This is a genomic window from Rheinheimera sp. B2H12 (assembly GCF_059620065.1).
In genome coordinates, this window is the sequence record NZ_CM184363.1 from 1,088,665 (window position 1) to 1,113,447 (window position 24,783).

At 52.4% G+C, this 24,783-nt stretch carries 24 protein-coding genes; 23 read left to right on the forward strand and 1 reads right to left on the reverse strand.

Features of this window, described 5'->3' with window-relative positions:
* The first annotated feature begins 24 nt into the window (after positions 1 to 24).
* From ribF to AC53GJ_RS04930, 18 genes are all read left to right on the forward strand, one after another.
* Positions 25 to 948, forward strand: a complete 924-nt coding sequence (gene ribF, locus AC53GJ_RS04845) for a bifunctional riboflavin kinase/FAD synthetase (RefSeq protein WP_496731407.1) — start codon at positions 25 to 27, stop codon at positions 946 to 948.
* A gap of 131 nt (positions 949 to 1,079) precedes the next feature.
* Entirely contained in the window at positions 1,080 to 3,908 is a 2,829-nt protein-coding gene (gene ileS, locus AC53GJ_RS04850) for an isoleucine--tRNA ligase (RefSeq protein ID WP_496731408.1), read from the forward strand.
* Complete coding sequence (gene lspA / locus AC53GJ_RS04855; RefSeq protein WP_496732767.1) at positions 3,908 to 4,405, forward strand: signal peptidase II; 498 nt, start codon at positions 3,908 to 3,910, stop codon at positions 4,403 to 4,405. The genes ileS and lspA overlap by 1 nt, the downstream gene beginning before the upstream one ends.
* A 7-nt stretch (positions 4,406 to 4,412) precedes the next feature.
* Positions 4,413 to 4,844 (forward strand): FKBP-type peptidyl-prolyl cis-trans isomerase, encoded by a 432-nt coding sequence (gene fkpB / locus AC53GJ_RS04860; protein WP_496731409.1) that lies wholly within the window; start codon positions 4,413 to 4,415, stop codon positions 4,842 to 4,844.
* 2 nt (positions 4,845 to 4,846) lie between these two features.
* Entirely contained in the window at positions 4,847 to 5,776 is a 930-nt protein-coding gene (gene ispH / locus AC53GJ_RS04865) for a 4-hydroxy-3-methylbut-2-enyl diphosphate reductase (protein ID WP_496731410.1), read from the forward strand.
* A gap of 8 nt (positions 5,777 to 5,784) precedes the next feature.
* A complete protein-coding gene (locus AC53GJ_RS04870; RefSeq protein WP_496731411.1) occupies positions 5,785 to 6,855 on the forward strand; it encodes a sensor histidine kinase in 1,071 nt (356 codons plus the stop codon).
* On the forward strand, positions 6,852 to 7,565 hold the full coding sequence (locus AC53GJ_RS04875) for a LytR/AlgR family response regulator transcription factor (RefSeq protein WP_496731412.1): 714 nt from the start codon (positions 6,852 to 6,854) through the stop codon (positions 7,563 to 7,565). The genes AC53GJ_RS04870 and AC53GJ_RS04875 overlap by 4 nt, the downstream gene beginning before the upstream one ends.
* A gap of 202 nt (positions 7,566 to 7,767) precedes the next feature.
* The gene (locus AC53GJ_RS04880) at positions 7,768 to 8,373 is read left to right on the forward strand and encodes a GspH/FimT family pseudopilin (protein ID WP_496731413.1); all 606 of its coding nucleotides are present in this window, start codon (positions 7,768 to 7,770) and stop codon (positions 8,371 to 8,373) included.
* On the forward strand, positions 8,364 to 8,837 hold the full coding sequence (gene pilV / locus AC53GJ_RS04885) for a type IV pilus modification protein PilV (protein ID WP_496731414.1): 474 nt from the start codon (positions 8,364 to 8,366) through the stop codon (positions 8,835 to 8,837). Before AC53GJ_RS04880 ends, pilV begins: the two co-directional genes overlap by 10 nt.
* Before the next feature lie 2 nt (positions 8,838 to 8,839).
* Positions 8,840 to 9,820 carry a PilW family protein gene (locus tag AC53GJ_RS04890; protein ID WP_496731415.1) on the forward strand — a complete coding sequence of 327 codons (981 nt, stop codon included), beginning with the start codon at positions 8,840 to 8,842 and terminating at the stop codon, positions 9,818 to 9,820.
* A 24-nt stretch (positions 9,821 to 9,844) separates the two neighbouring features.
* Positions 9,845 to 10,336: a pilus assembly PilX family protein gene (locus tag AC53GJ_RS04895; RefSeq protein WP_496731416.1), complete on the forward strand. Its 492-nt coding sequence runs from the start codon at positions 9,845 to 9,847 to the stop codon at positions 10,334 to 10,336.
* Positions 10,337 to 10,356: 20 nt separating this feature from the next.
* Positions 10,357 to 13,758 (forward strand): pilus assembly protein, encoded by a 3,402-nt coding sequence (locus AC53GJ_RS04900; protein WP_496731417.1) that lies wholly within the window; start codon positions 10,357 to 10,359, stop codon positions 13,756 to 13,758.
* 12 nt (positions 13,759 to 13,770) lie between these two features.
* The gene (locus AC53GJ_RS04905) at positions 13,771 to 14,178 is read left to right on the forward strand and encodes a type IV pilin protein (RefSeq protein WP_496731418.1); all 408 of its coding nucleotides are present in this window, start codon (positions 13,771 to 13,773) and stop codon (positions 14,176 to 14,178) included.
* 195 nt (positions 14,179 to 14,373) lie between these two features.
* Entirely contained in the window at positions 14,374 to 14,856 is a 483-nt protein-coding gene (locus AC53GJ_RS04910) for a hypothetical protein (protein WP_496731419.1), read from the forward strand.
* Position 14,857: 1 nt separating this feature from the next.
* Positions 14,858 to 15,799 carry a PilW family protein gene (locus AC53GJ_RS04915; RefSeq protein WP_496731420.1) on the forward strand — a complete coding sequence of 314 codons (942 nt, stop codon included), beginning with the start codon at positions 14,858 to 14,860 and terminating at the stop codon, positions 15,797 to 15,799.
* Positions 15,800 to 15,812: 13 nt separating this feature from the next.
* A complete protein-coding gene (locus AC53GJ_RS04920) occupies positions 15,813 to 16,184 on the forward strand; it encodes a hypothetical protein (RefSeq protein ID WP_496731421.1) in 372 nt (123 codons plus the stop codon).
* On the forward strand, positions 16,184 to 17,869 hold the full coding sequence (locus AC53GJ_RS04925) for a hypothetical protein (protein ID WP_496731422.1): 1,686 nt from the start codon (positions 16,184 to 16,186) through the stop codon (positions 17,867 to 17,869). Before AC53GJ_RS04920 ends, AC53GJ_RS04925 begins: the two co-directional genes overlap by 1 nt.
* A complete protein-coding gene (locus tag AC53GJ_RS04930) occupies positions 17,869 to 18,276 on the forward strand; it encodes a type IV pilin protein (protein WP_496731423.1) in 408 nt (135 codons plus the stop codon). The genes AC53GJ_RS04925 and AC53GJ_RS04930 overlap by 1 nt, the downstream gene beginning before the upstream one ends.
* A gap of 97 nt (positions 18,277 to 18,373) precedes the next feature.
* Here AC53GJ_RS04930 and AC53GJ_RS04935 read toward each other — a convergent pair whose 3' ends face one another.
* Entirely contained in the window at positions 18,374 to 18,907 is a 534-nt protein-coding gene (locus AC53GJ_RS04935) for a GspH/FimT family protein (protein WP_496731424.1), read from the reverse strand.
* A 185-nt stretch (positions 18,908 to 19,092) separates the two neighbouring features.
* On the opposite strand from AC53GJ_RS04935, the gene AC53GJ_RS04940 reads away from it, so the two are divergent.
* The 5 genes from AC53GJ_RS04940 to AC53GJ_RS04960 are packed head-to-tail and all read left to right on the forward strand — an operon-like array spanning position 19,093 to position 24,781.
* Positions 19,093 to 20,715 carry an NAD+ synthase gene (locus tag AC53GJ_RS04940; protein ID WP_496731425.1) on the forward strand — a complete coding sequence of 541 codons (1,623 nt, stop codon included), beginning with the start codon at positions 19,093 to 19,095 and terminating at the stop codon, positions 20,713 to 20,715.
* A gap of 8 nt (positions 20,716 to 20,723) precedes the next feature.
* Positions 20,724 to 21,062 (forward strand): nitrogen regulatory protein P-II, encoded by a 339-nt coding sequence (gene glnB / locus AC53GJ_RS04945; RefSeq protein ID WP_031567605.1) that lies wholly within the window; start codon positions 20,724 to 20,726, stop codon positions 21,060 to 21,062.
* Positions 21,063 to 21,067: 5 nt separating this feature from the next.
* The gene (locus AC53GJ_RS04950) at positions 21,068 to 22,372 is read left to right on the forward strand and encodes a PqiA/YebS family transporter subunit (RefSeq protein WP_496731426.1); all 1,305 of its coding nucleotides are present in this window, start codon (positions 21,068 to 21,070) and stop codon (positions 22,370 to 22,372) included.
* Entirely contained in the window at positions 22,365 to 24,170 is a 1,806-nt protein-coding gene (pqiB, locus tag AC53GJ_RS04955) for an intermembrane transport protein PqiB (protein ID WP_496731427.1), read from the forward strand. Before AC53GJ_RS04950 ends, pqiB begins: the two co-directional genes overlap by 8 nt.
* On the forward strand, positions 24,167 to 24,781 hold the full coding sequence (locus AC53GJ_RS04960) for a PqiC family protein (protein WP_496731428.1): 615 nt from the start codon (positions 24,167 to 24,169) through the stop codon (positions 24,779 to 24,781). Before pqiB ends, AC53GJ_RS04960 begins: the two co-directional genes overlap by 4 nt.
* Positions 24,782 to 24,783 lie beyond the last annotated feature (2 nt).

A 24,783-nucleotide genomic window follows, 5' to 3' on the forward strand; every position in this document is an offset into this window, starting at 1 on the left:
GCAACTCAAAGTAGTGAAAGCGGCATGGAGTTAATTCGCGGCCTGCATAATATTCAGCCGAGACATCGCGGTTGTGTGCTGACGATTGGTAATTTTGATGGTGTCCATCTGGGTCACCAGGCGGTGTTGTCGCAGTTACAGCAAAGCGCGCGCCAGCTTGGCTTGCCGGCTGTGGTGATGGTATTTGAGCCGCAGCCACTGGAGCTATTTAACCCAACGGCAGCGCCAGCACGATTAAGCCGCTTTCGGGAAAAATATCACTGGCTGGCCAGACTTGGTTTAGACCGATTGTTGTGTGTCGGTTTTAGCCGTGCTTTTGCCAGTCAGGAGCCGCAGCAATTTATTGAACAGCTGTTATTGCAACAGCTGGGCGTACAGCATCTGATCGTCGGCGACGATTTTTGTTTTGGTAAAAACCGCGCTGGTAATTTTGCCTTGTTACAACAAGCTGCCAAGCAACATGGCTTTGGCCTGACCAGCACTGCCAGCTTAAAGCAAGGTGAAGTGCGGGTGTCCAGTACCTTGATCCGTCAGGCGCTGGAACAGGATGAACTTGAGCAGGCCAGCCAGATGTTAGGCCGGCCTTTTTCGTTGATGGGCCGGGTGCGGCACGGCGAGAAAGTTGGGCGTCAGCTCGGGTTTCCAACGGCAAATGTGTGGTTATACCGCAATAAATTGCCGGTGCGTGGTGTGTTTGCCATCGAAGCCGTGACAGCGCAGGGGCATTTTTACGGCGTAGCCAATATTGGTGCCAGGCCAACCCTGCAAGGCAAGCAAGAACAACTGGAAGCCCATTTTTTTGATTTTCAGGGCGATTTATATGGCCAGCAAATTGAAGTCTTGCTGCGGCATAAAATCCGCCCGGAACGTAAATTTGCCTCTTTGGCAGAGTTACAACAACAAATTCAACTGGATGCCGCCGCAGCGCGGCACTATTTCAGCAAATAAGGTTCGGCCAATAATAAGGTCAGGCCAATAACGCGGCAGCAGTCCGCCACCTGGTGGCAGATAGTTGCGCAGAGACAGTATTTTCGGCATGCCAGCCATGCCGGCAGCAGCACTAACACGGGATTGATTGGATGAGTGATTATAAACAGACGTTAAATTTGCCGGATACGGCTTTTGCGATGCGGGCCAATCTGGCACAACGTGAACCGCAAATGCTGGCGAACTGGACCAAAGCCGATTTATACGGCCAGATCCGTGCCGCCAAAAAAGGCAAACAGACTTTTATTCTGCACGATGGCCCGCCGTACGCCAATGGCAGCATTCATATCGGTCACGCCGTGAATAAAATTCTCAAAGACATGATTGTCAAAGCCAAAACCTTGTCTGATTTTGACGCGCCTTATGTGCCGGGCTGGGATTGTCATGGTTTGCCGATTGAACTGGTGGTGGAGAAAAAATACGGTAAACCTGGCGTCAAGTTGTCTGCAGCTGAATTCCGGCAAAAATGCCGTGACTATGCGCAAACGCAGATCGAAGCACAAAAAACCGATTTTATCCGGTTAGGCGTGATTGGTGACTGGGACAATCCGTACCGCACCATGGATTTTGCTTTTGAAGCCAATATCATCCGCTCGCTGTCACGCATTATTGACAATGGTCACTTACAACAAGGTTTTAAACCAGTGCACTGGTGTACCGACTGTGGTTCAGCGCTGGCTGAAGCTGAAGTTGAATATCAGGATAAAGTGTCGCCGGCGATTGATGTACGGTTCCGCTTTGTCGATGACAGTATTGCCGATAAATTTGATCATCCAACCGGTCATGCCGGTCAGGGGCCAATTTCGGTGGTGATCTGGACCACCACACCTTGGACCATTCCGGCCAACCGTGCTGTGGCGCTGCATGCGGACTTAAATTACAGCCTGGTACAGGTTGAAGCCGGGCCAAATGGCGCTGAGCGGCTGGTTTTGGCGACTGATTTAGTCAAAGATGTGATGGCTCGCGCCGGTATTGAGAAATACCATGCGCTGGGTTTTTGTAAAGGTGCGGCGCTCGAACTGGCGGCACTGCAACACCCGCTGTATGACTTCCAGGTGCCGGTGGTGCTGGGCGATCATGTCACGACAGATTCTGGTACTGGTGCAGTACACACCGCGCCTGGTCATGGTCAGGAAGACTTTGTGGTGGGGTTAAAATATCAGCTGGAAGTGGCCAATCCGGTTGGCGCCAATGGTGTTTATCTGCCGGATACGCCGCTGTTTGCCGGTCAACACGTATTTAAAGCCAATGACTCCGTTGTTGAAGCCTTACAGGCGGCTGGCGCCTTATTGCTGCATAAATCTTATAATCACAGCTACCCGCATTGCTGGCGGCATAAAACACCGATTATTTTCCGTGCCACGCCACAGTGGTTTATCAGCATGGAGCAAGCGGGCCTGCGCACCAAATCGCTGGCTGAAATTGGCGAAACCCGCTGGATCCCGGATTGGGGTCAACAGCGGATTGAAAAAATGGTTGCCGGTCGGCCAGACTGGTGTATTTCACGTCAGCGCACCTGGGGGGTGCCTATTGCGCTTTTTGTTGATAAAGACACCGGTGCTTTGCATCCAAACACCAAAGCGCTGATGGAACAAGTGGCACAGCTGGTGGAACAACAGGGCATTCAGGCCTGGTTTGATTTGGAAGCGGCCACTTTGCTGGGCGCTGAAGCGACGCAATACGTTAAAGTCAGCGATACCCTCGACGTTTGGTTTGATTCAGGCGTCACTCACGCTTGTGTGATTGACCCAAGACCAGAGTTTGGCGGCGCCACCCAAGCCGATCTGTATTTAGAAGGTTCAGATCAACACCGTGGCTGGTTTATGTCTTCCTTGATGACTGGGGTATCGATTAAAAACCATGCGCCTTACAAACAAGTGCTGACGCATGGCTTTACCGTCGATGGTGAAGGTCGCAAGATGTCCAAGTCTTTGGGCAATGTGGTATCGCCGCAGGATGTGATGAACAAGCTCGGCGCCGATATCCTCAGATTGTGGGTGGCAACCACCGACTACACCTCAGAAATGACGGTCTCAGATGAAATTCTGAACCGGGCGGCCGACAAATACCGCCGTATTCGTAACACTGCCCGTTTCCTGCTAGCGAACCTGAATGGGTTTAATCCGGCCACCGATTTGGTGCCATTGGATCAACTGGTCGAGCTGGATCTGTGGATGGTGCAACGCGCTGCCGCGCTGCAACAGGAAATTGTGGCTGCTTATGACGACTATCAGTTCCACCAGGTCAGCCAGAAACTGATGAACTTCTGTACCATTGAACTGGGCAGCTTTTATCTGGACGTGATCAAAGACCGGCAGTACACCGCCAAAACTGAAGGCCATGCCCGTCGTTCTTGTCAGAGCGCTTTGTACCATATCATTGAAGCGATGGTGCGCTGGATGGCGCCGGTGATGAGTTTCACCGCGCAGGAAATCTGGGAAAGTCTGCCAGCGCGCAGTGAACCTTTTGTCTTTACCGGCGTTTGGTATCAGGGTCTGCAAGGCGTGCCTGCCGGCAAACTGGATGATGCGTTCTGGCAACAACTGCTGCAAGTGCGTGATGAAGTGAACAAAGTGATTGAACTGGCACGTAAAGAAGGCAAAGTTGGTGCTTCATTACAAGCGGAAGTAACTTTGTATGCCGAAGCTGAACTGGCACAGGCGCTTGGCAAACTCGAAAGCGAATTACGTTTTGTGTTGATCACTTCTACGGCCACTGTGGTGACCGGTCCTGCGCCGGCGGATGCAGTTGGCACTGAGATCGCAGGTTTAGCGGTGCAGGTCCAGGCATCAACGGCAGCTAAATGTGATCGTTGCTGGCATCACCGCCATGATGTGGGGCTGGATCCTTTGCATCCACTGATTTGTCTGCGTTGTGTGGATAACGTTGAAGGCGCAGGTGAAAACAGGGTGTTTGCATGATGCAATTATTTAAGCAATCAGGCTGGCGTTTCTGGTGGCTGGCGTTGTTGGTGCTGGTCGCTGATCAGCTCAGCAAAATTTGGGTGATCCGAAACTTTGTTTACGGCGAATCTATTGAACTGTTGCCGGTGTTTAATTTCACTTATGCCCGTAACTATGGTGCCGCTTTTTCGTTTTTAGGCGATGCCGGTGGCTGGCAACGCTGGTTGTTTACTGCCATTGCTGTGGTGGTGTCTGTGGTGCTCAGTGTCTGGCTGGCGCGGTTAAGCCGCCGGCAATGGAAATTATCGCTGGCGCTGGTGCTGATTGTAGCTGGCGCTATCGGCAACCTGATTGATCGTAGCCTTTATGGTTATGTAGTTGATTTTTTACATGTTTATTATCAGCAGTGGCATTATCCTGTGTTTAATATCGCCGATTGTGCGATCACCATCGGGGCAGCCTTGCTGATCTGGGACAGTTTTTCGCCGGATGTGGCAGATGATAAACACAAGTGAGCAGAGTATGTTAATTGGATCGGGCAGTACCGTTATTTTTCACTTTGATATCAAACTCTCTGATGGCAGTGCCGCCGAAAGTACCCGCGTGCATAACAAACCGGCTAAATTGCAAATGGGTGACGGTTCTTTATCACCGGCTTTTGAAGCTGAGCTGACCGGCTTACAGGCGGGTGATAAAAAAACTTTTACGCTGGCACCGGAAGATGCGTACGGAATGCCAAATCCGGACAACATTTATTATGTCGACCGCAGTAAGTTTTCGCTGGACGCTCCGGCGCAGGTCGGCATGATTGTGGGTTTTGCCATGCCGGATGGCTCGGAATTACCGGGCTTGATCCGTGAGGTGGTTGGTGATTCGGTGACCGTGGATTTTAACCATCCATTGGCTGGCCAGACGCTGACCTTTAATGTCGACATAGTGCAGGTGAGCAACTAAGCATGGATATTTTTCTGGCAAATCCGCGTGGTTTTTGTGCCGGTGTTGATCGGGCCATCAGTATTGTGTCCCGGGCGCTGGAATTGTATGAACCGCCTATTTATGTCCGGCATGAAGTGGTGCATAACAAATTTGTGGTAGATGGCCTGCGTCGCAGTGGCGCTGTCTTCGTCGATGAGTTGGACGAAGTGCCGGATGGCAATATCGTGATTTTCTCCGCCCATGGCGTGTCGCAGGCGGTGCGGGAAAATGCCCGGCAGCGTGGTTTAAAGGTGTTTGATGCCACTTGTCCACTGGTGACTAAAGTCCATATGGAAGTCACCCGCGCCAGCCGTAAAGGCGTGGAGTGTATTCTGATTGGTCACGCCGGTCACCCGGAAGTCGAAGGCACAATGGGCCAGTACGATAATCCGGAAGGCGGTATTTATCTGGTTGAGTCGGTCGAAGATGTCGCGCGGTTGCAGGTGAAAAACCCGGCCGACTTATGTTTTTCCAGTCAGACCACCTTGTCGGTCGACGATACGGCGGATGTGATTGATGCCTTGCGGCAAAAATTTCCGCAGATTGAAGGTCCGCGCAAAGATGACATCTGTTATGCCACTCAAAACCGGCAGGATGCAGTGCGTGAGCTGTCGGCTAAAGTGAATTTATTGCTGGTGGTTGGTGCGAAAAACAGCAGTAATTCCAATCGGCTGCGCGAGCTGGCAGAGAAAATGGGCTGTACTGCTTATTTAATTGATACTGCTGCTGACATTCAGCAAAGCTGGTTGCAGGATATCAAAGCCGTTGGTGTGACCGCTGGTGCCTCAGCACCGGAAGTATTGGTGCAACAGGTGGTACAGCAACTGACCGCCTGGGGTGGCAAACAAGTGATTGAACACCCGGGCCGGGAAGAAAACGTGGTGTTTGCGGTTCCGGCCGAGTTGCGCTGAGTCCATCGATGACTGCTCAGACGATGCCAGAGATGCAGTTTGAGCAGTTATTGCCGGCGTTTTGCCGGACGCATATTGTCCTTCGAGTGATGGTGCTGACCCAGGCGCTGGCAATTCTATTGGCGCTGGCAGCTGATCTGAGTCAGGATTTCTGGCCCAGATTAGGCGCAACTTCTTTGTTTATGCATTGGGTGGCGTTACTGACGATCGCGGTATTATGCCGCTTACAACGCTCTCTGGCACGCTGGTCGCCCTGGCAACTGGCGTGGTTGACCCTGCTGTTATTACTGCATTTCAGTGCTTTGTTAACCTTGTTGACCTTCGCCGTTTTTGCTCAGCAGTTAGCAGCCTTATCGCAGCAGTTTTATCCGTTTTTATGTCGGGTATTACTGATCGCGCTGCTGGTGGGGGTGATCGGTATTCAGTTATCGGCGTTATATCTGCAACACAGTCGTCGGCTGGCGGCGCAATCCCGTTCTGAACTGGATGCATTGCAAGCGAGGATCCAGCCGCATTTTTTATTTAATAGCCTCAATACAGTGGCAGAGCTGACCCAACAAGATCCGGCGGCGGCAGAGACGGCGTTACTGGATTTAGCCAGTTTATTCCGGGCCGCCTTGCACGCCGGTCAGCAAGTGGATTTGGCGCAGGAACTGCAATTAGTTCGCCAGTATCTGGCGCTGGAACAATGGCGGCTCGGTGCTAAACTGCAGCTCGACTGGCAGGTACCTGCGCAGCTACCCAGCTTGAGTTTGCCGGCCCTGACGTTGCAACCCTTGGTTGAAAATGCCGTCCGCTATGGCATTGAACCCAGTGCCGGTGTTGGCGTGATCCGCTTTGAATTATGTTGTAGCCGCAGTCATGTCACTTTGCTGCTGACCAATCCGCTGCCTGCCATAGTGCCTGAGGGGGGCGCCAGCTTTGTGGTGCCAAAAGGTAATGGCATGGCCCTGCAGAATATTCGGCGTCGCTTAGCGCTGCAGTTCGCGGATGCGGCCAGACTGACGCTAAGCCAGACGCCGACAGAATTCAGACTGAAACTGGTGTTGCCACTGCACCGCGAGCAGGAGGGCGGATGAAAATTTTGCTGGTTGATGATGAACCCTTCGCACGTGCCAGATTACGCCGGTTGTTAGCGGCTTTCCCGCAGCACCAGGTGGTAGCAGAGGCGGCTGATGGCCCGTCAGCGTTGGCGCAAGCCCAACTGTTGTCGCCGGATCTGGTATTGCTGGATATTGCCATGCCGGGGCAAAACGGTTTGCAGTTAGCCGCGCAATTATTACAATTCCAGCCGCCGCCTGCGGTGGTGTTTGTGACTGCACATTCACAACATGCGCTGGCGGCCTATCAGGTCGCAGCAGCGGATTATTTGTTAAAACCGGTGTCGGCTGTCGAGCTGGCGGCCATGTTGCAACGGGTCGGTCTGACCACCAAAGCCCATCTGGAAAAACAGCAAAGTCGCGCTTATCTCACCTACCGGCAGGGTACGGCCTTGCAGCGGATTGAACTGCAGCAATTGTGGTATTTACAGGCGGAAGATAAATATGTCCGGCTGGTGTTCGCCGGCGGCGAAGCCTGGTCAGAGTTAGCGCTGAAACATTACGAAGAATTATTCCCGCAGGAGTTGGTCAGGATCCATCGGCAGACGCTGGTCTTGCGAGCACGCCTAAAGGCGATCCATAGCGCTGCGGATGGCCGGCATTTGTTGCAACTGGACTGCGCCGCGCCCTGGCTCGAAATCAGCCGGCGCGAGCTGGCAAAGTTACGACAGTTGTTGGCCAAGGGCTAGCCAAACTTCTTGTTAACAAGCAAATCCCACATTGCGAACCAGGCTTGATTGGCGCTTACACCTGTTTAAAGCACCGTTTATCAGAAAATTTTACCTTTGGTCTGGCTCTGCTGGCAGTTGCTATTTTAACCGCATATATTCATTATCGTTAAATTAGTATCAGTGGTTTATCAGCGTTAACCGGCCATCTGAGTGGAGTCATATGAGTTGTTTCCGACAGTTGCATCGCAGCGTCGCGCTAAAAAATCTGTCTTTGCGCAGTACTGGTTTTAGTTTGTTGGAATTGATGGTGGCTGTAGCCGTGCTGATGGTTGGTTTGACCATAGTCGTCCCAGGCATTGGCCAAATCATCCAATCCAATAAATTGGCTGGTACCAGCAGCGAGTTGCAGTTAGCGCTGACCTATGCCCGGATGGAAGCGATCCGGCAAAACCGTGGCATCTTATTTTGTCATAGCAGCAACGGTAGCAATTGCAGTGTGGTGCCAGCTGAAGGCTGGCAAGGTTTTTTGATCCGCGCCGCCGGAACTTCATTTGGTTCTGAGGTCGGTACCATCTTGCGCAGCAATATCTTGCCGGCCGGGCCTTTGACGATCAGATCCGGCAGTCAGTTAACCAACAGTAAAGATGCCATTTTATTCACCAGTACCGGCCAGTTACAAAATTTCACCACAGCTCAGCCACTCGGCGACTGGTTAGAGTTATGCATGGCTCAGTCCGGCATGAAAAACAATATCCGGCAGATCCAGTTTAAATCCAGTGGCCGGATCTCGGTGGTCACTTTGGATGGAGGTGGCGAATGCGAATAAACCACAATCGTCGCGTTATCGCTTTGTGCCGTCGGCAGCAGGGCTTATCGTTATTGGAAGTCCTGATCGCAGTGCTGGTGTTGTCGATTGGGATGCTTGGCGTGGCGGCAATGCAGACCACTAATATTAAAAACAGTCAGAGTGCCCATTTGCGCAGTGTGGCTGTGGTGCTGGCCGCTGGCATGGCCGAGCGGATCCGGGCGCAACCGCAGCTGGCCAGAGCCGGCAGTTTTAGTCTGACAAAACAATGTGCCAGTCTGAGTGCTGGTAATTCGCTGGCACAGCGGGAGCTGGCCAGTTGGATCAATGATATCCGGCTGAAACTAGGAGAGCTGGATACCACTTGTGGGGCCATTGTACATGATGGCAACAGCCGGACTTATACAGTTCAGGTGATTTGGGATGATTCCAGAGCCCTGGGTGGACTAAGCGCGATGACCATCAGCAACACGGTCAGGTACTAAAGATGATGCTGCTGCCGCGCCGCCTTCGACAACAGGCTTTTAGTCTGATTGAATTGATGGTGGCTATGTTACTGGGCAGTTTTGTCATTGCCGGAGTCGTCACTGTGTATCAGGTCAACCTTAATACCGCGGCGTTAAATCAACAAGTGTCACAATTACAACAAAGTGAACAATTTAGCTTTCAGTTGTTTAGTAAAGATGTACAGCATGCCGGGCTGATTGGTTGTGCCAATATCGACAGTAGCCGGGTGGTCAGTGTGGTGACCCATGCCAATGCCAGTGACCAGCGCTGGACCGACTGGCGTAACGTGCCCGGCATCCGCGGTTATGAGCAAGGTGCTGTGCCACAATTTGCCGGTTCGACGCTGAAAATGGCCAGTGGTTCCGATGCGGTGCAGCTCGCTTTTGCTGGCGGTCCAAGCAGTGCTGTGGTCAGCCATGTCGGCACTGAGATCCGCCTGAACCACAATAAGGCCGCTCTGGCAGCCAAAGATGTGGTGATTGGTTGTGACTCCAGAATGGCAGCTATTTTCCGGCTCAGTAAAGTGGTGGCAGCGACTCAGACCATCAGTCATGAGGCCACCAGCAACAGCAGTGCTCATCTGGGTTTTGGTGCCAATGGCGTGAATGTTGCGCAGCAATTATCAACGGATGCAGGGACTGTGATGCCATTGGAGTCAGTGGCCTGGTTTGTGGCTGAAACCGGCGGTGTGACTTCATTGTATCGCGCCCGCTACCGGGCCGATCAACTGCAAACGGAAGAAATTGTGCCGGATGTCGTGAGTCTGCAACTCAGTTATCTGGTGGCTGGCGCGGAGAATTATGTCAATGGTCAGAGCAGCGATTTTAATACAGTGGCCACGGTAGATTGGGGCCGGGTGGTGGCCGTAAGGGCTACCCTGGTGCTCAAAGCCGATGCAAAACAGCCGTTGGCTCAGAGTAGCCGGACTATCAGCCATGTGATTCACTTGCGTAATCACTGAGCTATGCGCCCAACAGGAGCCAAGATGCAAAGCCGCAGTCAGACCCAGCGTGGTATCGCCTTGATCGTCAGCTTATTATTACTGGTTGCTATTACTTTGTTGGTGGTCAGTGCCATGCGAGGGACCAGCATGCAGGAGCGGATGGCGGTGAATATGAATCAGCGTGAAATTGCCCGTCAGGTGGCTGAAGCAACGGTGTTTTATGTCAGTACCCAGTTACCACCGGCCGGAAATCCTGTCTGGTACAAAGCGACCTTACCGGCACCTGTCGCCGGTGAAACTGAGCTCTGGTTGCAAGCCAACAACTGGGGCAGCACGCAAATCAGTTTGAATAAACAAAATTATCCGGCGGAATTTAAAGTGGAAAACATGGGATCCTGGACCAGTCGGGAAGATCCGACCTGCAAAGTCAAAGAGAATCCATTATGTGAGCGGCAGACTTATCGGATCACGGCCAGGGTCAAACCGCAGGACGGCGAGGCGCAACTAATGTTACAAGCAATCTGGCGGCTATAAAGCCGCCACAGGAGTCAGACATGGGGCAAAGATCCGGGATCTGCAGCGCGCTGGGCAGTTTTTTGCTGGCGCTTGGCTGGACTTCAGCCTCGGCTGTGGCGGCAATTGATATTGCCCAGCAACCGCTGGAAACCGGCAGCACTGTAGAGCCGAATATCATGTTTTTATTGGATGATTCCGGCTCCATGCGCTATGGCTTTATGCCAGATGAGCTAGACAGTGATTTTAATGTCACTTATGTCTATCGCAGAGTCACTTATCTCAGCGATGATTGTGGCGCTCTGATGAATTATGCCGGAGCCGAGGTGCATCCTTGTACTGCCAAAAATCGGCGCTACCTTGCCTCTAATCAGTTGAATAAACTGTATTTTAATCCAACCACCAATTACCCGGTCCCAATGAAGCCAGATGGGATCACTCCATACCCGACACCTGCGTTTAATTCGGCGCCACATAATGGTTATGATGCGGCATCGTCAAAAGTTGATTTAACTAAAAACTATCTGGCCTTGATTGTTGATATTAACTACGGGGTGGATAACGATAACGGTTTTGCCATCAGCCGGTCGGATACCAATCAGAAATTGTCCGGTGCCTTTTATTTTAACTACAACAGCGCCATTGGCTGCAGCATTACTTCGCGCAGCGACAGCTGTTTTAGCCTGGTTGATGTGAATAACGCCAGTGCCGAAATTAAACAAAAATTTGCCAATTGGTTTGCGTTTTACCGCACCCGGCTGATGGTGGCAAAAGCCGGTGTGACCGCCGCTTTTTTGCAGCAGGAAAGCGGCATCCGGGTTGGTTATGGCGCCATTAACCTCAATCCGGTGATTGCGGCCGATGTCGGCAGATTTAGCAAAACCGATCAAAATGGCCAGAAAAAAGCTTTTTTTAGCTGGTTGCATAAAAAAGGCGCCAGCGGCGGCACGCCATTACATGGTGCCTTGCAGGCAGCCGGTGAATATTACAAAACCAGCGACAAGCCCTGGCAAAGTGATACTGGTGATTCCTTACTGGAATGCCGGCAAAGTTATACCATCCTGATGACCGATGGTTATTACACTTCGACGCTGGATGTCGGTAATCAGGACAACAGTGTCGGTAAAACCGTGGTCGGACCTTTGCTGGCTGGCCGCGAGCAAAAAAGTTATACCTATCAGCCTTCCAGCCCATTTAAAGATGAAGCCAGTGCCACATTGGCCGATGTGGCGATGAAATACTGGAAAGAGGATTTAAAACCGGATTTGCCCAATACAGTGCCCACTTCGGATCCAAGCTTTAATCCGGCATTCTGGCAACATATGGTCACTTTTGGCGTCGGCCTTGGGGTGGCTGGTTCGGTGAAACCGGAAACTGCTTTTGCCGCTATTCCAGCAAAAAGCAATATTAGCTGGCCATCGACCAGTAGCAACAGCGGCAAGATTGATGATTTATTGCATGCAGCGGTGAACAGCCGGGGTGGATTTTTCAGTGCTGGGGATACCACAGCTTTTGCCAACGGTCTGGCCAGTACTTTACGCTCGATCACTGGCCGGGTGGCCTCAGCTTCCAACATTGCCGCGACGGCTCTGAATTCGCTGCAAACCGAATCTTATTTATACCAGGCGCGTTTTACTGCGGGCAACTGGACTGGCGATCTTTATGCTTATGATGTCAATAACCTGGCGTTACCGCAGTGGAAGGCCAGTGAAAAATTACCTGCGCCGGCCGCCCGCAATATCTGGGTCGGCAATCCGGATAGCGATACGCTGTCGGTGCGCAGTTTTAGCTGGACTAATTTGAGCAGCAATGAACAACAAGCGCTGGGGAATGACGCCAATATTATTGATTATCTGCGTGGTGTGAAAACATTAGAAAAACCAGCCGGGCCTTATCGCACCCGCCAGACGGTACTGGGGGATTTGGTCAATTCATCGCCGGTGCTGGTCGGTGAGCCGCTGGATTTAAGTTATCACCGCTATAGCTGGGACGGGGCCAGCAGTTACCGCACTTTTATCAGTGGCGCTGTTGCCAGCCGGCGTAAAACTTTATATGTCGGCGGCAATGACGGTATGTTGCATGGGTTCTCGGCTGAGGATGGGGTTGAGACTTTTGCTTATATTCCGCGGGCCGTGATGGCACCGCTGGCAGGGGGTACAGTCAATGTGCTGAAAAAATATGCCGATCCCTTTTATCAACATCAGTTTTCCGTCGATGGCACCCCAGTGGTAGCTGATGTTTATATCAGTCGGGCCGGTGACAGTTCAGCGCAATGGCGTTCGGTGCTGGTCAGTGGCATGGGGAGAGGTGGCGCCGGCATGTTTGCCATCGATGTGACAGATCCAACCTCGCTCAATGCCAGCAGCATTTTGTGGGATAAGAAAAATCAGGCTGATCATGCGCTGATGGCCACTTTTATTGGTAAACCTGTGATTGCCAGGCTTAATAACGGCAAGTGGGGCATCATTGTCGGCTACGGTTATAACAACAGTCGTCATACTTCAGGTTTGCTGGTATTTGATATTGCCAGTGGCGAAACCTTGCTGAATCTGCCAACCTCGGCCGGCACTGCCAGTAATCCAAATGCAATGAGTGAACTCAACGCCATCGATTTGAATGCGGATGGCAATGTTGATTACGTTTACGGCGGGGATTTGCTGGGGAATGTCTGGAAATTTGATTTGTCTGCCAGTCAAAGCAGTAGTTGGGCTATTGCTTATAGTGGCAAAGCTTTGTTTAGCGCCAAAGATAAAAACGGTGCAGCACAGATGATTACCGGTGGGGTGCTGGCGACGCAAGAGCCCAAGACTGGTCAAGTCTGGTTATTTTTTGGCACCGGCCGTTATCTGAATCTGGATGATCCAAGCAGCAATCAACCGCAGAGTTGGTATGGTCTGGTGGATCAGAGCCTGATTAAAGATCGCACCGAGCTGAGTCAGCGGCAATTAACCAATGTGGAAGCTGGGCGGGTGATCAGTAAAGTGACTGCGCTGGAAGATAATAAAAAAGGCTGGTACATCGATTTAATTGATACCAGAGAGCGTATTGTCGATATTCCTGTGATGGTTGGCCATGAGCTGGTGATGAATACCACGATCCCGGATACCAATGTCTGTAATCCAAGTGGCAGTGGTTATGTGATGGCGGTGGAACCTTATACCGGCAGTGGCCTGAAATATAACTATTTTGATATCAATAATGACGGTGTGTTTGATGCCAAAGATCAACTGACCAGCGGCACCACCAAGCTGACCGCTGACGGGGTTAAAGTACAGAGTCTGAACAGTGTGGTGACCTTTGTGCAAAAACCAAAAACCGCCACGCCTGACAATCCGGCTGGCAATATTAAGGCAGTCACCAATTGCGGGGCTGCCGAACTTTGCGCGACTAATGTGCAGCCCAAATTAAATCTGGGTATGCAATCCTGGCGTGAAATTAACTGATGGTGCTGGCAAATGAAACAAGGACAACGGGGTTTTAATCTGATGGAACTGATGGTCGCTGTGGCGATTATTGGCATTATTGTGTCGGTCGCTTTGCCGTCTTATCAGGGGCATATGCAATCGACCCGGCGGGTGACAGTGACATCTTGCCTGACTGAACTGGCACAATTGATGGAGCGCAGCTACCTGACATCGATGGCTTACGCCCAGACACTGCCTGCGACGGCCTGTCAAAATGAACTGGCAGAATTTTATACCCTGACCCTGGAAGACAAAAGTGCCACTACTTATACCCTCAAAGCGACCCCCAAAGGCATTCAGCAAAAAGACAGCAGTTGTGGCACCCTGACGCTGAACCAGGCGGGCAGCAGGACAGCCAAAGGTTCGACTGATCTGGCATTGATCCGGCAGTGCTGGTAAAGGGGGGGATTGGTAAAGAGCTCAGCAGATTCGCCGTTACTGCAGTTATCGTTCTGAGTCCTGCTAGGTAGATCCCCCAATGAAACTAACACCGGTAGTCAAATGCCGGTTTTTTTATTTAAAACCCCTTTAAAAAGTTGATAAAATAAATTTTTAAAGTAAATTTAAAGTTAAATTAAATTTGCGGATACCACAATGGAAAAGGGATTTAGTTTCCTTGAACTGCTATTGTGTTGTTTGTTGTTCAGTATCAGTATGTTAGGAGCCATCAGCTGTCAGCTTTATGCCAGACAGCAAGTGTTGCAGGCGAACCAGCGCTTGCAAGCCACCGCCTTATTGACCGATGTGCTGTCCGCGATGCAGGGCAGTCCGCTGGCTGTTGAACGTTTTCAGGGACAATTTCAGCAGATGTTGCCGCCCCAATCAGCTTGTCTGCAAGCTGGCGACTGTGATGCGTCGGCGGTGGCTGTACACCAGTTAAACCAGCAGTTGGCGTTGTTATTCAATGCGAAAATGTTACCGGATGCGCAGTTATGTGTGGCCGGCAACAGCTTACAACCGGCATTGCACCTCAGTTGGCGCAGCCTGGCATTGCATCAGGTGCCACCATCTGAGACGCTGTGCGACGTCGGTGCCGGCCGGCAATATGTGGAAATCAACAGCGCGGCCGGAGGCTGATATGTGGCAGCGTCAAAGCGGCTGGACTTTACTGGAAGCGATGATCAGCATGTTGGTGGGGTTGCTGTTGATGTTGCTGCTGGTCAGCGGCTGGCAGTTAAGCTATCAGGCATTTCGTCAGACCAGCCAGCTAAGCGAGCTGCAGTATAACGCCCAATTCGTGCATAGCTTTTTACAGCAGGAGTTGGTGAATCAAAACTTCTGGGCTGGGTTTCACAGTCAGGATATTTCGGCTCCAGACTTAATGCCACCTGTCGGTGATTGTCAATCAGCGCTGGACTCCGGTAGCTTACCGGCGCCTGCTCAGCCCTTTTTGCAATTGTACAGCGGTACAGTAGGCAGCGCCGACACCCCGCTTTGTCTGAACCATGCCAAAGCAGATTCTGACTTTTTACAGCTAAAACGTTTAGCCGGCGATCCAGTCACTGTTGCACAGCTCAGGCCCAGCCGGTTGTATTTGCAACAACTTCCCCAGCATGGTCGTTTGATTAACCCGGCAGCTGCCGGCTTAGACGCCAGCGCGACCTATTGGCCTTATCTGCATCAGTTGTTGTATGTCAGTGAACAAAGTTACCAAGGCCAGCAAATTCCGGTGCTGATGCGCAAACGCTTGGTACGGCAGGCCTCAGGTCAGTTAGCGATAGATACCGCTGCTGTGGTGGATGGTATTGAAATGCTGGTTTTTGAATTTGGTATCGATAGTAATTTTGATGGTCAGACCGATTTTTTTGTCCCGGCATCTGCGGTGGCGGCAACGGTTTGGCAGCAAAGCAGTGGAAGGGTGGCCCAGCTCCGATATTTTGTGCTGTTACGCAGTCTGACGCCTGATCCTTCCTACACCAACCTGCAGCGGTACAGTTTGGGCCAACGTGAGTTTTCGGCACCCGGCGATCAGTTCCGCCGTTTATTGTTGTCCAGTGCTGTCACATTTCATCACCCTTAAATAGCTGGAGCTTATGATGGAACAGCGTGGTTATATCCTTATTTTATGTTTGTGTTTTATTGCTTTGGTCAGCGTGATGACGCTGAGTAGTTTAACTATCAGCCAGTTAAGTATCCGTATCAGTCAAAGCAGTCAGCAGCAACTGCAAGCTGCCTTGACAGCCAGAATGCGTCATTGGCAACAACTGGCAGGCCGGCAACTGGCGCTACAACACCGAGTGGCGCTACCGGATTGCCCGCCGCAATATGCCGTCTGGCTCACTGCACAAACGCGTTGTGAACAAGCCAGAGTGACAACTGCAGCAGCGCCTGAATTGGCGACCTTAGCCTGGTCCAGCTTAATTGTGCGGCAACATCTGCAGTTATCACTGCATCGGGGCCAATAATGGCCGCGCATCGGCTGTGGTGGCGGCAGAACCAAATCTGCTTTTTTCTGTTATTCAGTCAAACGCTGCTGCCGTTGTGGTCGCAGGCGGCAGCATTGCCAGCGGCAACTCAAGCACCGGGCTTATGTCTGCCTGTTGCCGCCGATACCCCACCGCTGAGTGTGCAGGTTGGTGACGGCACCAGGCAGTTGCAGCAGTTTGCCAATGACAAGGGGGTATTGCGCTGGTGGCCGCTCAGTGATCGCACTGCTGTGGGTCAACTTGATTTGCTGTCAGGCAGCCCTGTCGTCGCTGCGACAACTGCAGAACCCGCGGCGGCTGCTTTGTCCTGGCTGACGTTAGGCAGTGCTAAGCCGCCGCTGCCAGGCCCGGACGAAGCCAGCATTTCGTCAGGCAATCGGCCAAGGGTTTCGCCACCAGTCCAAGCTGGCAGCGCGGAGAATGTGACCAAGGCAGTGGCCACCACTGTAAGCAAAGCACCTGAGGCCGGACTGTTATTGGCCTGGTTTGATCCCCGCAGCCAGCGTCAGCAAGTGGCGCTGATGCAGGCTGCGACCGGACCGGAATTATTATGGCAAAGCCAGGCTTATCCGCCCTTAGCTGCTGGTGAAGCCCTGCCTGCGGCGCCGGCGTTGTATCATTATCGCCGGCAACAGCAATTGATCCCGGTTGCGCTGCACCATGCCGATCCGGCCAGTCGCAGCCAATTGCAAATGCATGATGCCAGAACTGGTGAGGTGCTGGCCAATTGGCCGCTAGCCACCACCTCAGGCACAGCTCAGATGCTCAATTTACAGCGATTAGTCGCAGCACCGGCAGCACTGGATAAAAATCTGGATGGCGGCATTGACCGTATTTACCTGCTGGATCAGAGTGGCCAACTGGTTCGGGTCGAGCCAGCGATCGGATCGGCGCCAGCCCAAGTCGAGTTGGTGGCTGATTTATCCGGCAGTGGCTGGCAGTTTAGTTTTAATATGCAAGTCAGCCGGGCTCTGTTAACCACAGCTTGGTTAGAGCCAGCCAGCGCAGCTTCGATGACTGCAATGAGCAGTCAGGTTGCAGCGAGAGCAGACAGCGGCCCGGTGAATGTTAGCAATACGCAAGTCAATCACAGCTTACAACAAGCAGGGGATGTGCTGGTGTTGCTCGCCAAACACCAGCAGCAGTATAAATTACTGGTCTTGCTGTTGCCTGATCAAAGGCCGGCCGGCTTGATCCGCTGGCAGGATCTGGCCAATGTCGCCAGCCAGCAGCCGGATAGCGGAACCCTTGCTGCTGCCAGCTCAGCAGCAGGATCTGGTTGGTGGACGGCATTACCCGCAGCCCCGGTCAGCTTACCGGCAATACTGGCGGGTGTGCTCTATCAGCCGCTGTCGCCACCAACGACGGACTGTCAGGCACCCAAACTGGCCACCCAACTGCTGGCGCTGCATTTATATCAGGGCAGCGCTGTGTATCCGCAAGCCCTGATCCCGCTGCCAGCCGCCGCGCCAGCCTGGTTAGAGCTCGTGCTGTTACCGGATGAACGCTTAGCTCTGGCCGGGGCTGCCAACGGACCTTTGCTGCTTGAGGGCTTGCGGGGGATCACTGCTGAGTGTCCGCGTTGTACTGAGTTACTGTCGGCACAACAGTTCCCGGCCTGGCAACGGCTCAGTAGTTTCCAGCATGAACAAGGAGCCTACTAATGGCCAGCCTTCGGTATGCAGCGGCTTTTGTGCTGATTGAAATCGTGCTGGTGCTTGGATTGATTGGTGTGTTGTTGTCGGTGCTACTACCGGGTTATCAGCATTATGTCTGGCAAAGTCACAGGCGTGAAGCCAGTCAGGAACTGTTAAAACTGGCCAATTTACAGCAACTGTTGTTTGCCGAACAGAACCGCTACAGTGACGATCTGACAGAATTTGGTTTTGCCGGCAGTCAGTATCTGCTGCCGTCCGGCCAGTTTCGCATCAGCGCCAGGCTCACAGCCAATGGTTATCTGCTGACGGCCGAGGCGCAGGCTAGTCAGCGGCGCGACGAAGATTGTCTGGAGTTGCGGTTGGATCAGTATGGCCAACAAAGCAGTCAGCCAACGGCTGCATGCTGGGATTAGCCATTGTCGGGGTCCCTCCATTGACAGTGGCGGGCCCCGCAGGTCGATACCTTATGACTAAGGCTTTGAAGGCCAGCGGACGTTGTCAGCAATCGATTCAGCGTGGGCAGGGCTGTGCGACAAAACTCAGCTGGCTGCGGCCAGCTTGACTCAGACTTAGCTTGTAATGCCAGCGGTAATTTTTGGCACAATAAATAAAAGTGCCATTTTGTAGTGCATTCAGGCTGCCATCGGCACGAAACTGCAACTGCTCCCGGTTGTAATACAACCAATGTGAAGTGGTCGGTTGTGGCAACACTCTTAACACCTCAGGCGCTAGCTGCGGCTGTTGCAGCCGGATCTGGATAGGTAACTGCCACCATTGATCCAGACACTGGACGCCGGCCAGTGGACAAACCTGCACTGTCTGACCAGCACTGACGGCACTGACTCTGGCAAAATTCAGCTGTTGCCGCAATTGCCGCACGTAGCTTTCGGCTTGTTGCCGATCCAGCCATTGTTGCATCGCCGGCAGTGCTAACAATAACAATAACGCCAGAATATTCAGCGCCAATAGCAGCTCCAGCAAGCTAAAAGCCCGGCACTGGTCTGGTTTCAATATCACAGCAGCAGAAGACACAGGTGTTGGCATGACAAATCCTTTTGTCGGCAACCTAAGGGGTGGTTATTAAATATTTAGTTAACCATAGTTGTTAAAATTGTTTATTTCAAGCGCGAAGCAGCAAAAGGCGATTGCGACAGCGGCGCAGGCAAATTTGAGAAAACAGTGAAAAATCGCTACCATAGCGCGGAAATTTTTTAACTGAGCAGAGCTTCATGTCGCAGTCCGTATCGATCAGTCTGGTGCAACAGCAATTTCCTATTGGTGCCGTGCGGCAAAACAGTCAGCAAGTGATTGAACTTGCCAAGCAAGCAGGGACAGATCTGGTTATTTTTCCTGAACTTACCCTCACCGGCTATCCGCCGGAAGATTTGTTATACCGCGCTGATTTACTGGCACTGGTGGAGCAGGGACTGGCAGATATTATGGCGGCGGCTTATCCGGGGGTGATTGTGGTCGGTCATCCGTGGCGCGAAGGCGGGCAGCTGTTTAATGCTGCTTCTGTGATCCGGCAAGGCCAGTTACTGGGCCGTTATTACAAACAAGCTTTACCGAATTTTGGCGTATTTGATGAACAACGTTATTTCACGCCGGGCCAACAGAGCTTCACCTTTGAATTAAAACAGCAGACTTTTGCCGTATTGATTTGTGAAGATGTCTGGCAAGGCTATCCGGCGGCGGATGCCAAAGCAGCAGGTGCGGATTGGGCGCTGGTGCTGAATGCATCACCTTATGAAATGGGCAAAATTGCCCAGCGTCAGCAATTACTGAGTACCTTAGCCAGCCGGTTGCAACTTGGCTTTATTTATGTCAACCAGACCCAAGGTCAGGATGAGCTGGTGTTTGATGGCAGCTCAATGCTGGTGCAGCCAACTGGTGATATCGCCTGGCAGGCGCCGGCTTTTAGCCGGGATATTTACCGCGCCAGCCTGAGCCGCCAGCAGCAGCAATTACAGATCAGCCATCAGTTAGCCGCGACGCCTGAGATGTCGCTGGAAGCTGAAGTGTATCAGGCGCTGGTGCTGGCAACCCGTGATTACATCAATCAGAATGGTTTTCCAGGGGCTGTGCTGGGATTATCCGGTGGAATTGATTCGGCGTTAACTTTGGCGATTGCGGTGGATGCCATAGGTGCTGATAAAGTACAGGCCTTGATGTTGCCGTTCCGCTACACCTCGTCGATGAGTGTGGAAGATGCCACAGCCCAGGCCAATACCATGGGCATTGCCTTTGATATAGTGTCGATTGAGCCGATGTATGACAGTTTTATCCAGCAGTTGGCACCCATTTTTGCCGGCAAGGCAGTGGATACCACTGAAGAAAACCTGCAAGCCAGGCTACGTGGGGTGTTATTGATGGCCTTGTCGAACAAAACCGGCAAGATGCTGTTAACCACGGGCAATAAAAGCGAAGTAGCGGTGGGGTACTGCACTTTGTATGGGGATATGTGTGGTGGTTTTGCCGTGATCAAGGATATTCCAAAAACGCTGGTATTCCGGCTGGCGGAATATCGCAACCAGGTATCGCCGGTGATCCCGCAACGGGTCATCGACCGGCCACCTTCAGCCGAGCTGGCGCCAGGTCAGACCGATCAGGACAATTTACCGCCTTATCCGGAGCTGGATGCCATTATTGAAGCTTATGTCGGCCAGGATAAATCACTGTCTGAGATCACCGCCATGGGCTATGCTGAAGCCACTGTGCGGCGCGTATTGAATCTGATTGATTTAAATGAATATAAAAGACGACAGTCGGCGGTTGGGCCTAAAATCACCAGCCGGAACTTTGGTAAAGACAGACGCTACCCGATTACTTCGGCGATGCGCAAACAGCGGTAACAAGGCTTATGAAAAAGATCGAAGCGATTATCAAACCTTTTAAACTGGATGACGTGCGCGAAGCATTGGCTGATATCAATGTGACGGGCATGACGGTCACCGAAGTCAAAGGTTTTGGCCGGCAAAAGGGTCATACCGAGTTGTATCGTGGTGCTGAGTACATGGTCGATTTTTTACCGAAAGTGAAGCTGGACATCGTCGTTGCCGATGATCAGGTTGATCGTTGTGTCGAAGCCATTATGAAAACGGCCCAGACTGGCCGGATTGGCGATGGCAAAATCTTTGTGTTTGATGTCGAGCGGGTGATCCGGATCCGCACCGGCGAAGAAGACGAAGAAGCGATCTGAGCCTGATGCAGCCTGCGCCGACGCTGACTCAGGGCGGCGTTCCAGAGCAAACAGAATCATCCCAGGCACCAGCCGAGCTGGTGCTTTGTCGTTTCTGCGATTTATTACAAACTCTGCCACCCTTGCAAGACGGCGAAGCGGCGGATTGTCAGCGTTGTGGCCATGAACTGGACGCCCGACAGCGTGAATCGGCCTTAAGGCCGATATTGTATGCGCTCAGTGCGCTTTTTATGTTGCTGCTGACCAATTTATTCCCTTTTGTCGGCATGGATGCAGCTGGCAGTCACCGAGACATGAATTTTGTCGATGCTTCGGCGGTGTTGCTGGAAGAAAACTATCCCTGGCTGGCGGTGTTGGTCTGGTTATTTATTCAGGCAATTCCGGCGTTTTGTATGCTGGCGATTATTTATCTGAAACTGGGCATGTTTATTCGTTTGCCGGCGCTGGTGCTGACGGCACGCTTGTTATACATGCTCAAGCCCTGGAGTATGGTCGACATTTTTCTGATGGGGTTAATCGTCAGTTTTGTCAAACTGCTCAGTCACTTTGATATTTCGCTTGGCATGAGTTTCTGGGCTTTTTGTCTGTTTTGCCTGCTGCATCTGCGGACATTTCAGGTGGTTGACCGGCACGAACTCTGGTCGCGCATCGCACCGGCACCACAGCCGGTCAGCGGTAAAGTGGCTGGCGAGACCGGGCTGTCGCAACAGTTGAAAGTCTGCAGTTGCTGCACCGCGCTGGTGCCGCTGGCCCAACCTTTTTGCTCGCGGTGTGGCACCAGGGTAAGGCAACGGATCCCGCATAGTGTGCAGCGCACGCTGGCGCTGTTGATCACTGCCAGTATTTTGTATATCCCGGCTAACTTGTTGCCGATGATGGAAACTGTCTCTCTTGGCGACAGCCTGCATTCGACTATCATCGCCGGTATTATCCTGATGTGGCAGGAGGGGGCTTACCCGGTGGCCATTGTGGTGTTGCTGGCAAGTGTGGTGATCCCGGTGCTGAAGATCGCTGTGATGTTCTGGTTATGTTATTTAACGACATTACCCAAAGCAGCGCGCAGTCAGCATGGCACCTGGGTTTATCCGGTGGTGGACTGGATTGGCCGCTGGTCGATGGTGGATGTGCTGGTGGTGGCTATTCTGGCGGCCCTGGTCAGGTTTGATGCTTTGGTGGGGGTTTATCCCGGCCTTGGTACTTTTATTTTCGCTTGTGTGGTGATCATCACCATGCTGGCAGCAATGAGTTTTGACCCGCGTTTATTATGGGATCCCAACCCGGCGGAACAACTGGAGAAGCAGCGTGACTGAACAAAAGCCCGGCACTCAAGCGGCCACCCCAAACGCGGCGTCGAGCGGTAGCACTCAGGCCAAAGTGCATCGGATCACCCAATGGTCACCGATCTGGATAGTGCCGCTGGTTGCGGTGCTGATTGGGCTTTGGATGCTGGTCTATACCTACCAGAATCAGGGGCCGCAACTGACGTTGCTGGCGTCTAATGCCGAAGGCATTATTTCCGGCAAAACCACCATCAAAAGCCGTAGTGTCGATGTCGGTAAAGTGATGTCGGTCGAGCTGTCGCAGGATTTAAAACAAGTGGTGATCAAAGCACGGATGAATCCGGGCACGGAACCGATGCTGAATGATGAGTCACAGCTCTGGGTGGTGAAGCCGAGTGTCGGACGTGGTGGTGTTACTGGTTTAAATACATTGTTATCAGGCGCTTATATCGAGTTGCAGCCGGGCAAAGCCAGTACAGCCAAGTATTATTACGAACTGCTGGAAAGTCCGCCCATTGCGCCGCCTGATGCCCCTGGCGTGCGGGTATTTTTGACCAGCGCTGATGCCACTTCATTGTCCGTCGGCGATCCGGTGTTATACCGGGGTTATGATGTTGGCACAGTGGAACTGGGCGAATTTGACCCGCAAGCCCGTTCTATGCGTTATCAATTGTTTATCCGTGCACCTTACGACGCTCTGGTGACAGACAATGTCCGGTTCTGGCAAGCCAGCGGTATGGCGCTGGATATGTCCGCCGAAGGGGTGCGGATTGAGATGGCCTCTGTCACCACCTTGTTAAGTGGTGGGGTGACCTTTGATGTGCTGGAAGGCTGGCCACGCGGTCAGCAAGCGAAAAATAACAGTCAGTTTCAGCTATTTCAGAACAAACAAAGTATTCAGGATGGGCTTTATAACGAATATCTGGAATACCTGCTGTTTTTTGATGAATCGGTGCGTGGTTTAACTTCCGGAGCGCCGGTGGAATATCGGGGTGTGCGGATTGGCACCGTGATGACAGTGCCGCATTTTTTTAATATGAAAAAGCCGCTGCAAATTGCCTTTAACCGTGGCATTCCGGTGTTGATCCGGGTCGAAGCTGGCCGTTTGTATGACAGTCTGACGCTGCAGGAGCTGCAACTGGAGTTGGAACAAGCGGTACAACAAGGACTGAGGGCCGTGCTAAAAACCGGTAATTTACTGACCGGGGGTTTGTATGTCGACTTAAATATTGTCAGCCCGGAAACACCGACCACGCCAGTCACAGCGGCCTTAGCGCCCGAGCCCGCGGTGCTGGCTGACCCGGCAGTATCTGCAGCTGTGACGACAGCGACAGTACCCCAGAACCCGGCTGTTGAAGTGTTAGCTTTACCGCCGCTGGAACAGTTTGCTGGCTATAACCTGTTACCGACCGCCCGTTCTGGTTTAGGCCATATCGAACAAAAAGTGCTGCAGGCGCTGGATAAAGTCAATAACCTGCCGGTTGAGCAAGTGTTGGCTGATAGTTCGGCCACGCTGAATCAAACCCGCTTGCTGATGGAACAAAGTCAGCAACTGATCCAAAGCCTGGATGCGCTGGTGGCCAAAGACAGCACCCAGACGATGCCGGCTGAGCTGAATAAGAGTCTGGCTGAAATGCGGCAGACCTTGCAGGGCTTCAGCCCTGGCTCGCCAGTGTACGAGCGGATTAATAGCAATTTACAGGCGATGGATAAAGTGCTGCGCGACTTGCAACCTGTGGTGCAGACACTCAATCAGCAAAGTAATGCACTGGTGATCAGTGCTGATCCAAAAGCCGATCCGGAACCAGAACAAGGAACTCAGCCATGAAGTCGATTTGTCGCAAGTTGTGCTCCGCCAGTGCAGCTTCCCTGCTCGGGTTGAGCTTACTGTTGACTGCCTGCAGCTCGCCAGTTGAGATGTTTTATTATCAATTACCGCAGCTGTCGCAAAATCAGCAGCAATTGGCCGTTAATGCGCCGGTGTTGGTGGTGGAGCCGGTGATGGTGGCGAATTATCTCAATACCAATGCGCTGATTTTGCAAACCTCAGAAGTAGAATTGCATAAAACCGTGCAGCACCAGTGGGCAGAAGCGCTGGATCAACAGCTGACCCGCTTGTTGCTGCAACAACTGGCGCTAGCTTTGCCGGGCTACCGGGTGACAGACAGAGCTCCACAGGGTCCGCACTCACGGGTGTTGGTGCAGGTTGAGCAGTTCCATGGTTCCAGTCAGGGCATGGCGATGGTCGCGGGACGTTTTAGTTTGTCGACGCCTGCTGGCATGTTGCAACAACAATTTTCCTGGCAACTGCCGCAGCCTGCCGCTGGCTATCCGGCACTGGTCAATACATTGGCACAAGGGTGGCAGAAAGTCAGTCAGGATATCAGTCAGCTACTGCGCGCCGATCTGAGTGCAAAGCAGTCGTTGTCAGGCCAATAAGC

Excerpts from the sequence above, each read along its gene's own strand:
- ribF (WP_496731407.1), top strand. The coding sequence starts at position 25 with ATGGAGTTAATTCGCGGCCTGCATAATATTCAGCCGAGACATCGCGGT.
- ileS (WP_496731408.1), top strand. The coding sequence starts at position 1,080 with ATGAGTGATTATAAACAGACGTTAAATTTGCCGGATACGGCTTTTGCG.
- lspA (WP_496732767.1), top strand. The coding sequence starts at position 3,908 with ATGCAATTATTTAAGCAATCAGGCTGGCGTTTCTGGTGGCTGGCGTTG.
- fkpB (WP_496731409.1), top strand. The coding sequence starts at position 4,413 with ATGTTAATTGGATCGGGCAGTACCGTTATTTTTCACTTTGATATCAAA.
- ispH (WP_496731410.1), top strand. The coding sequence starts at position 4,847 with ATGGATATTTTTCTGGCAAATCCGCGTGGTTTTTGTGCCGGTGTTGAT.
- AC53GJ_RS04870 (WP_496731411.1), top strand. The coding sequence starts at position 5,785 with ATGACTGCTCAGACGATGCCAGAGATGCAGTTTGAGCAGTTATTGCCG.
- AC53GJ_RS04875 (WP_496731412.1), top strand. The coding sequence starts at position 6,852 with ATGAAAATTTTGCTGGTTGATGATGAACCCTTCGCACGTGCCAGATTA.
- AC53GJ_RS04880 (WP_496731413.1), top strand. The coding sequence starts at position 7,768 with ATGAGTTGTTTCCGACAGTTGCATCGCAGCGTCGCGCTAAAAAATCTG.
- pilV (WP_496731414.1), top strand. The coding sequence starts at position 8,364 with ATGCGAATAAACCACAATCGTCGCGTTATCGCTTTGTGCCGTCGGCAG.
- AC53GJ_RS04890 (WP_496731415.1), top strand. The coding sequence starts at position 8,840 with ATGATGCTGCTGCCGCGCCGCCTTCGACAACAGGCTTTTAGTCTGATT.
- AC53GJ_RS04895 (WP_496731416.1), top strand. The coding sequence starts at position 9,845 with ATGCAAAGCCGCAGTCAGACCCAGCGTGGTATCGCCTTGATCGTCAGC.
- AC53GJ_RS04900 (WP_496731417.1), top strand. The coding sequence starts at position 10,357 with ATGGGGCAAAGATCCGGGATCTGCAGCGCGCTGGGCAGTTTTTTGCTG.
- AC53GJ_RS04905 (WP_496731418.1), top strand. The coding sequence starts at position 13,771 with ATGAAACAAGGACAACGGGGTTTTAATCTGATGGAACTGATGGTCGCT.
- AC53GJ_RS04910 (WP_496731419.1), top strand. The coding sequence starts at position 14,374 with ATGGAAAAGGGATTTAGTTTCCTTGAACTGCTATTGTGTTGTTTGTTG.
- AC53GJ_RS04915 (WP_496731420.1), top strand. The coding sequence starts at position 14,858 with ATGTGGCAGCGTCAAAGCGGCTGGACTTTACTGGAAGCGATGATCAGC.
- AC53GJ_RS04920 (WP_496731421.1), top strand. The coding sequence starts at position 15,813 with ATGATGGAACAGCGTGGTTATATCCTTATTTTATGTTTGTGTTTTATT.
- AC53GJ_RS04925 (WP_496731422.1), top strand. The coding sequence starts at position 16,184 with ATGGCCGCGCATCGGCTGTGGTGGCGGCAGAACCAAATCTGCTTTTTT.
- AC53GJ_RS04930 (WP_496731423.1), top strand. The coding sequence starts at position 17,869 with ATGGCCAGCCTTCGGTATGCAGCGGCTTTTGTGCTGATTGAAATCGTG.
- AC53GJ_RS04935 (WP_496731424.1), bottom strand. The coding sequence starts at position 18,907 with ATGCCAACACCTGTGTCTTCTGCTGCTGTGATATTGAAACCAGACCAG.
- AC53GJ_RS04940 (WP_496731425.1), top strand. The coding sequence starts at position 19,093 with ATGTCGCAGTCCGTATCGATCAGTCTGGTGCAACAGCAATTTCCTATT.
- glnB (WP_031567605.1), top strand. The coding sequence starts at position 20,724 with ATGAAAAAGATCGAAGCGATTATCAAACCTTTTAAACTGGATGACGTG.
- AC53GJ_RS04950 (WP_496731426.1), top strand. The coding sequence starts at position 21,068 with ATGCAGCCTGCGCCGACGCTGACTCAGGGCGGCGTTCCAGAGCAAACA.
- AC53GJ_RS04960 (WP_496731428.1), top strand. The coding sequence starts at position 24,167 with ATGAAGTCGATTTGTCGCAAGTTGTGCTCCGCCAGTGCAGCTTCCCTG.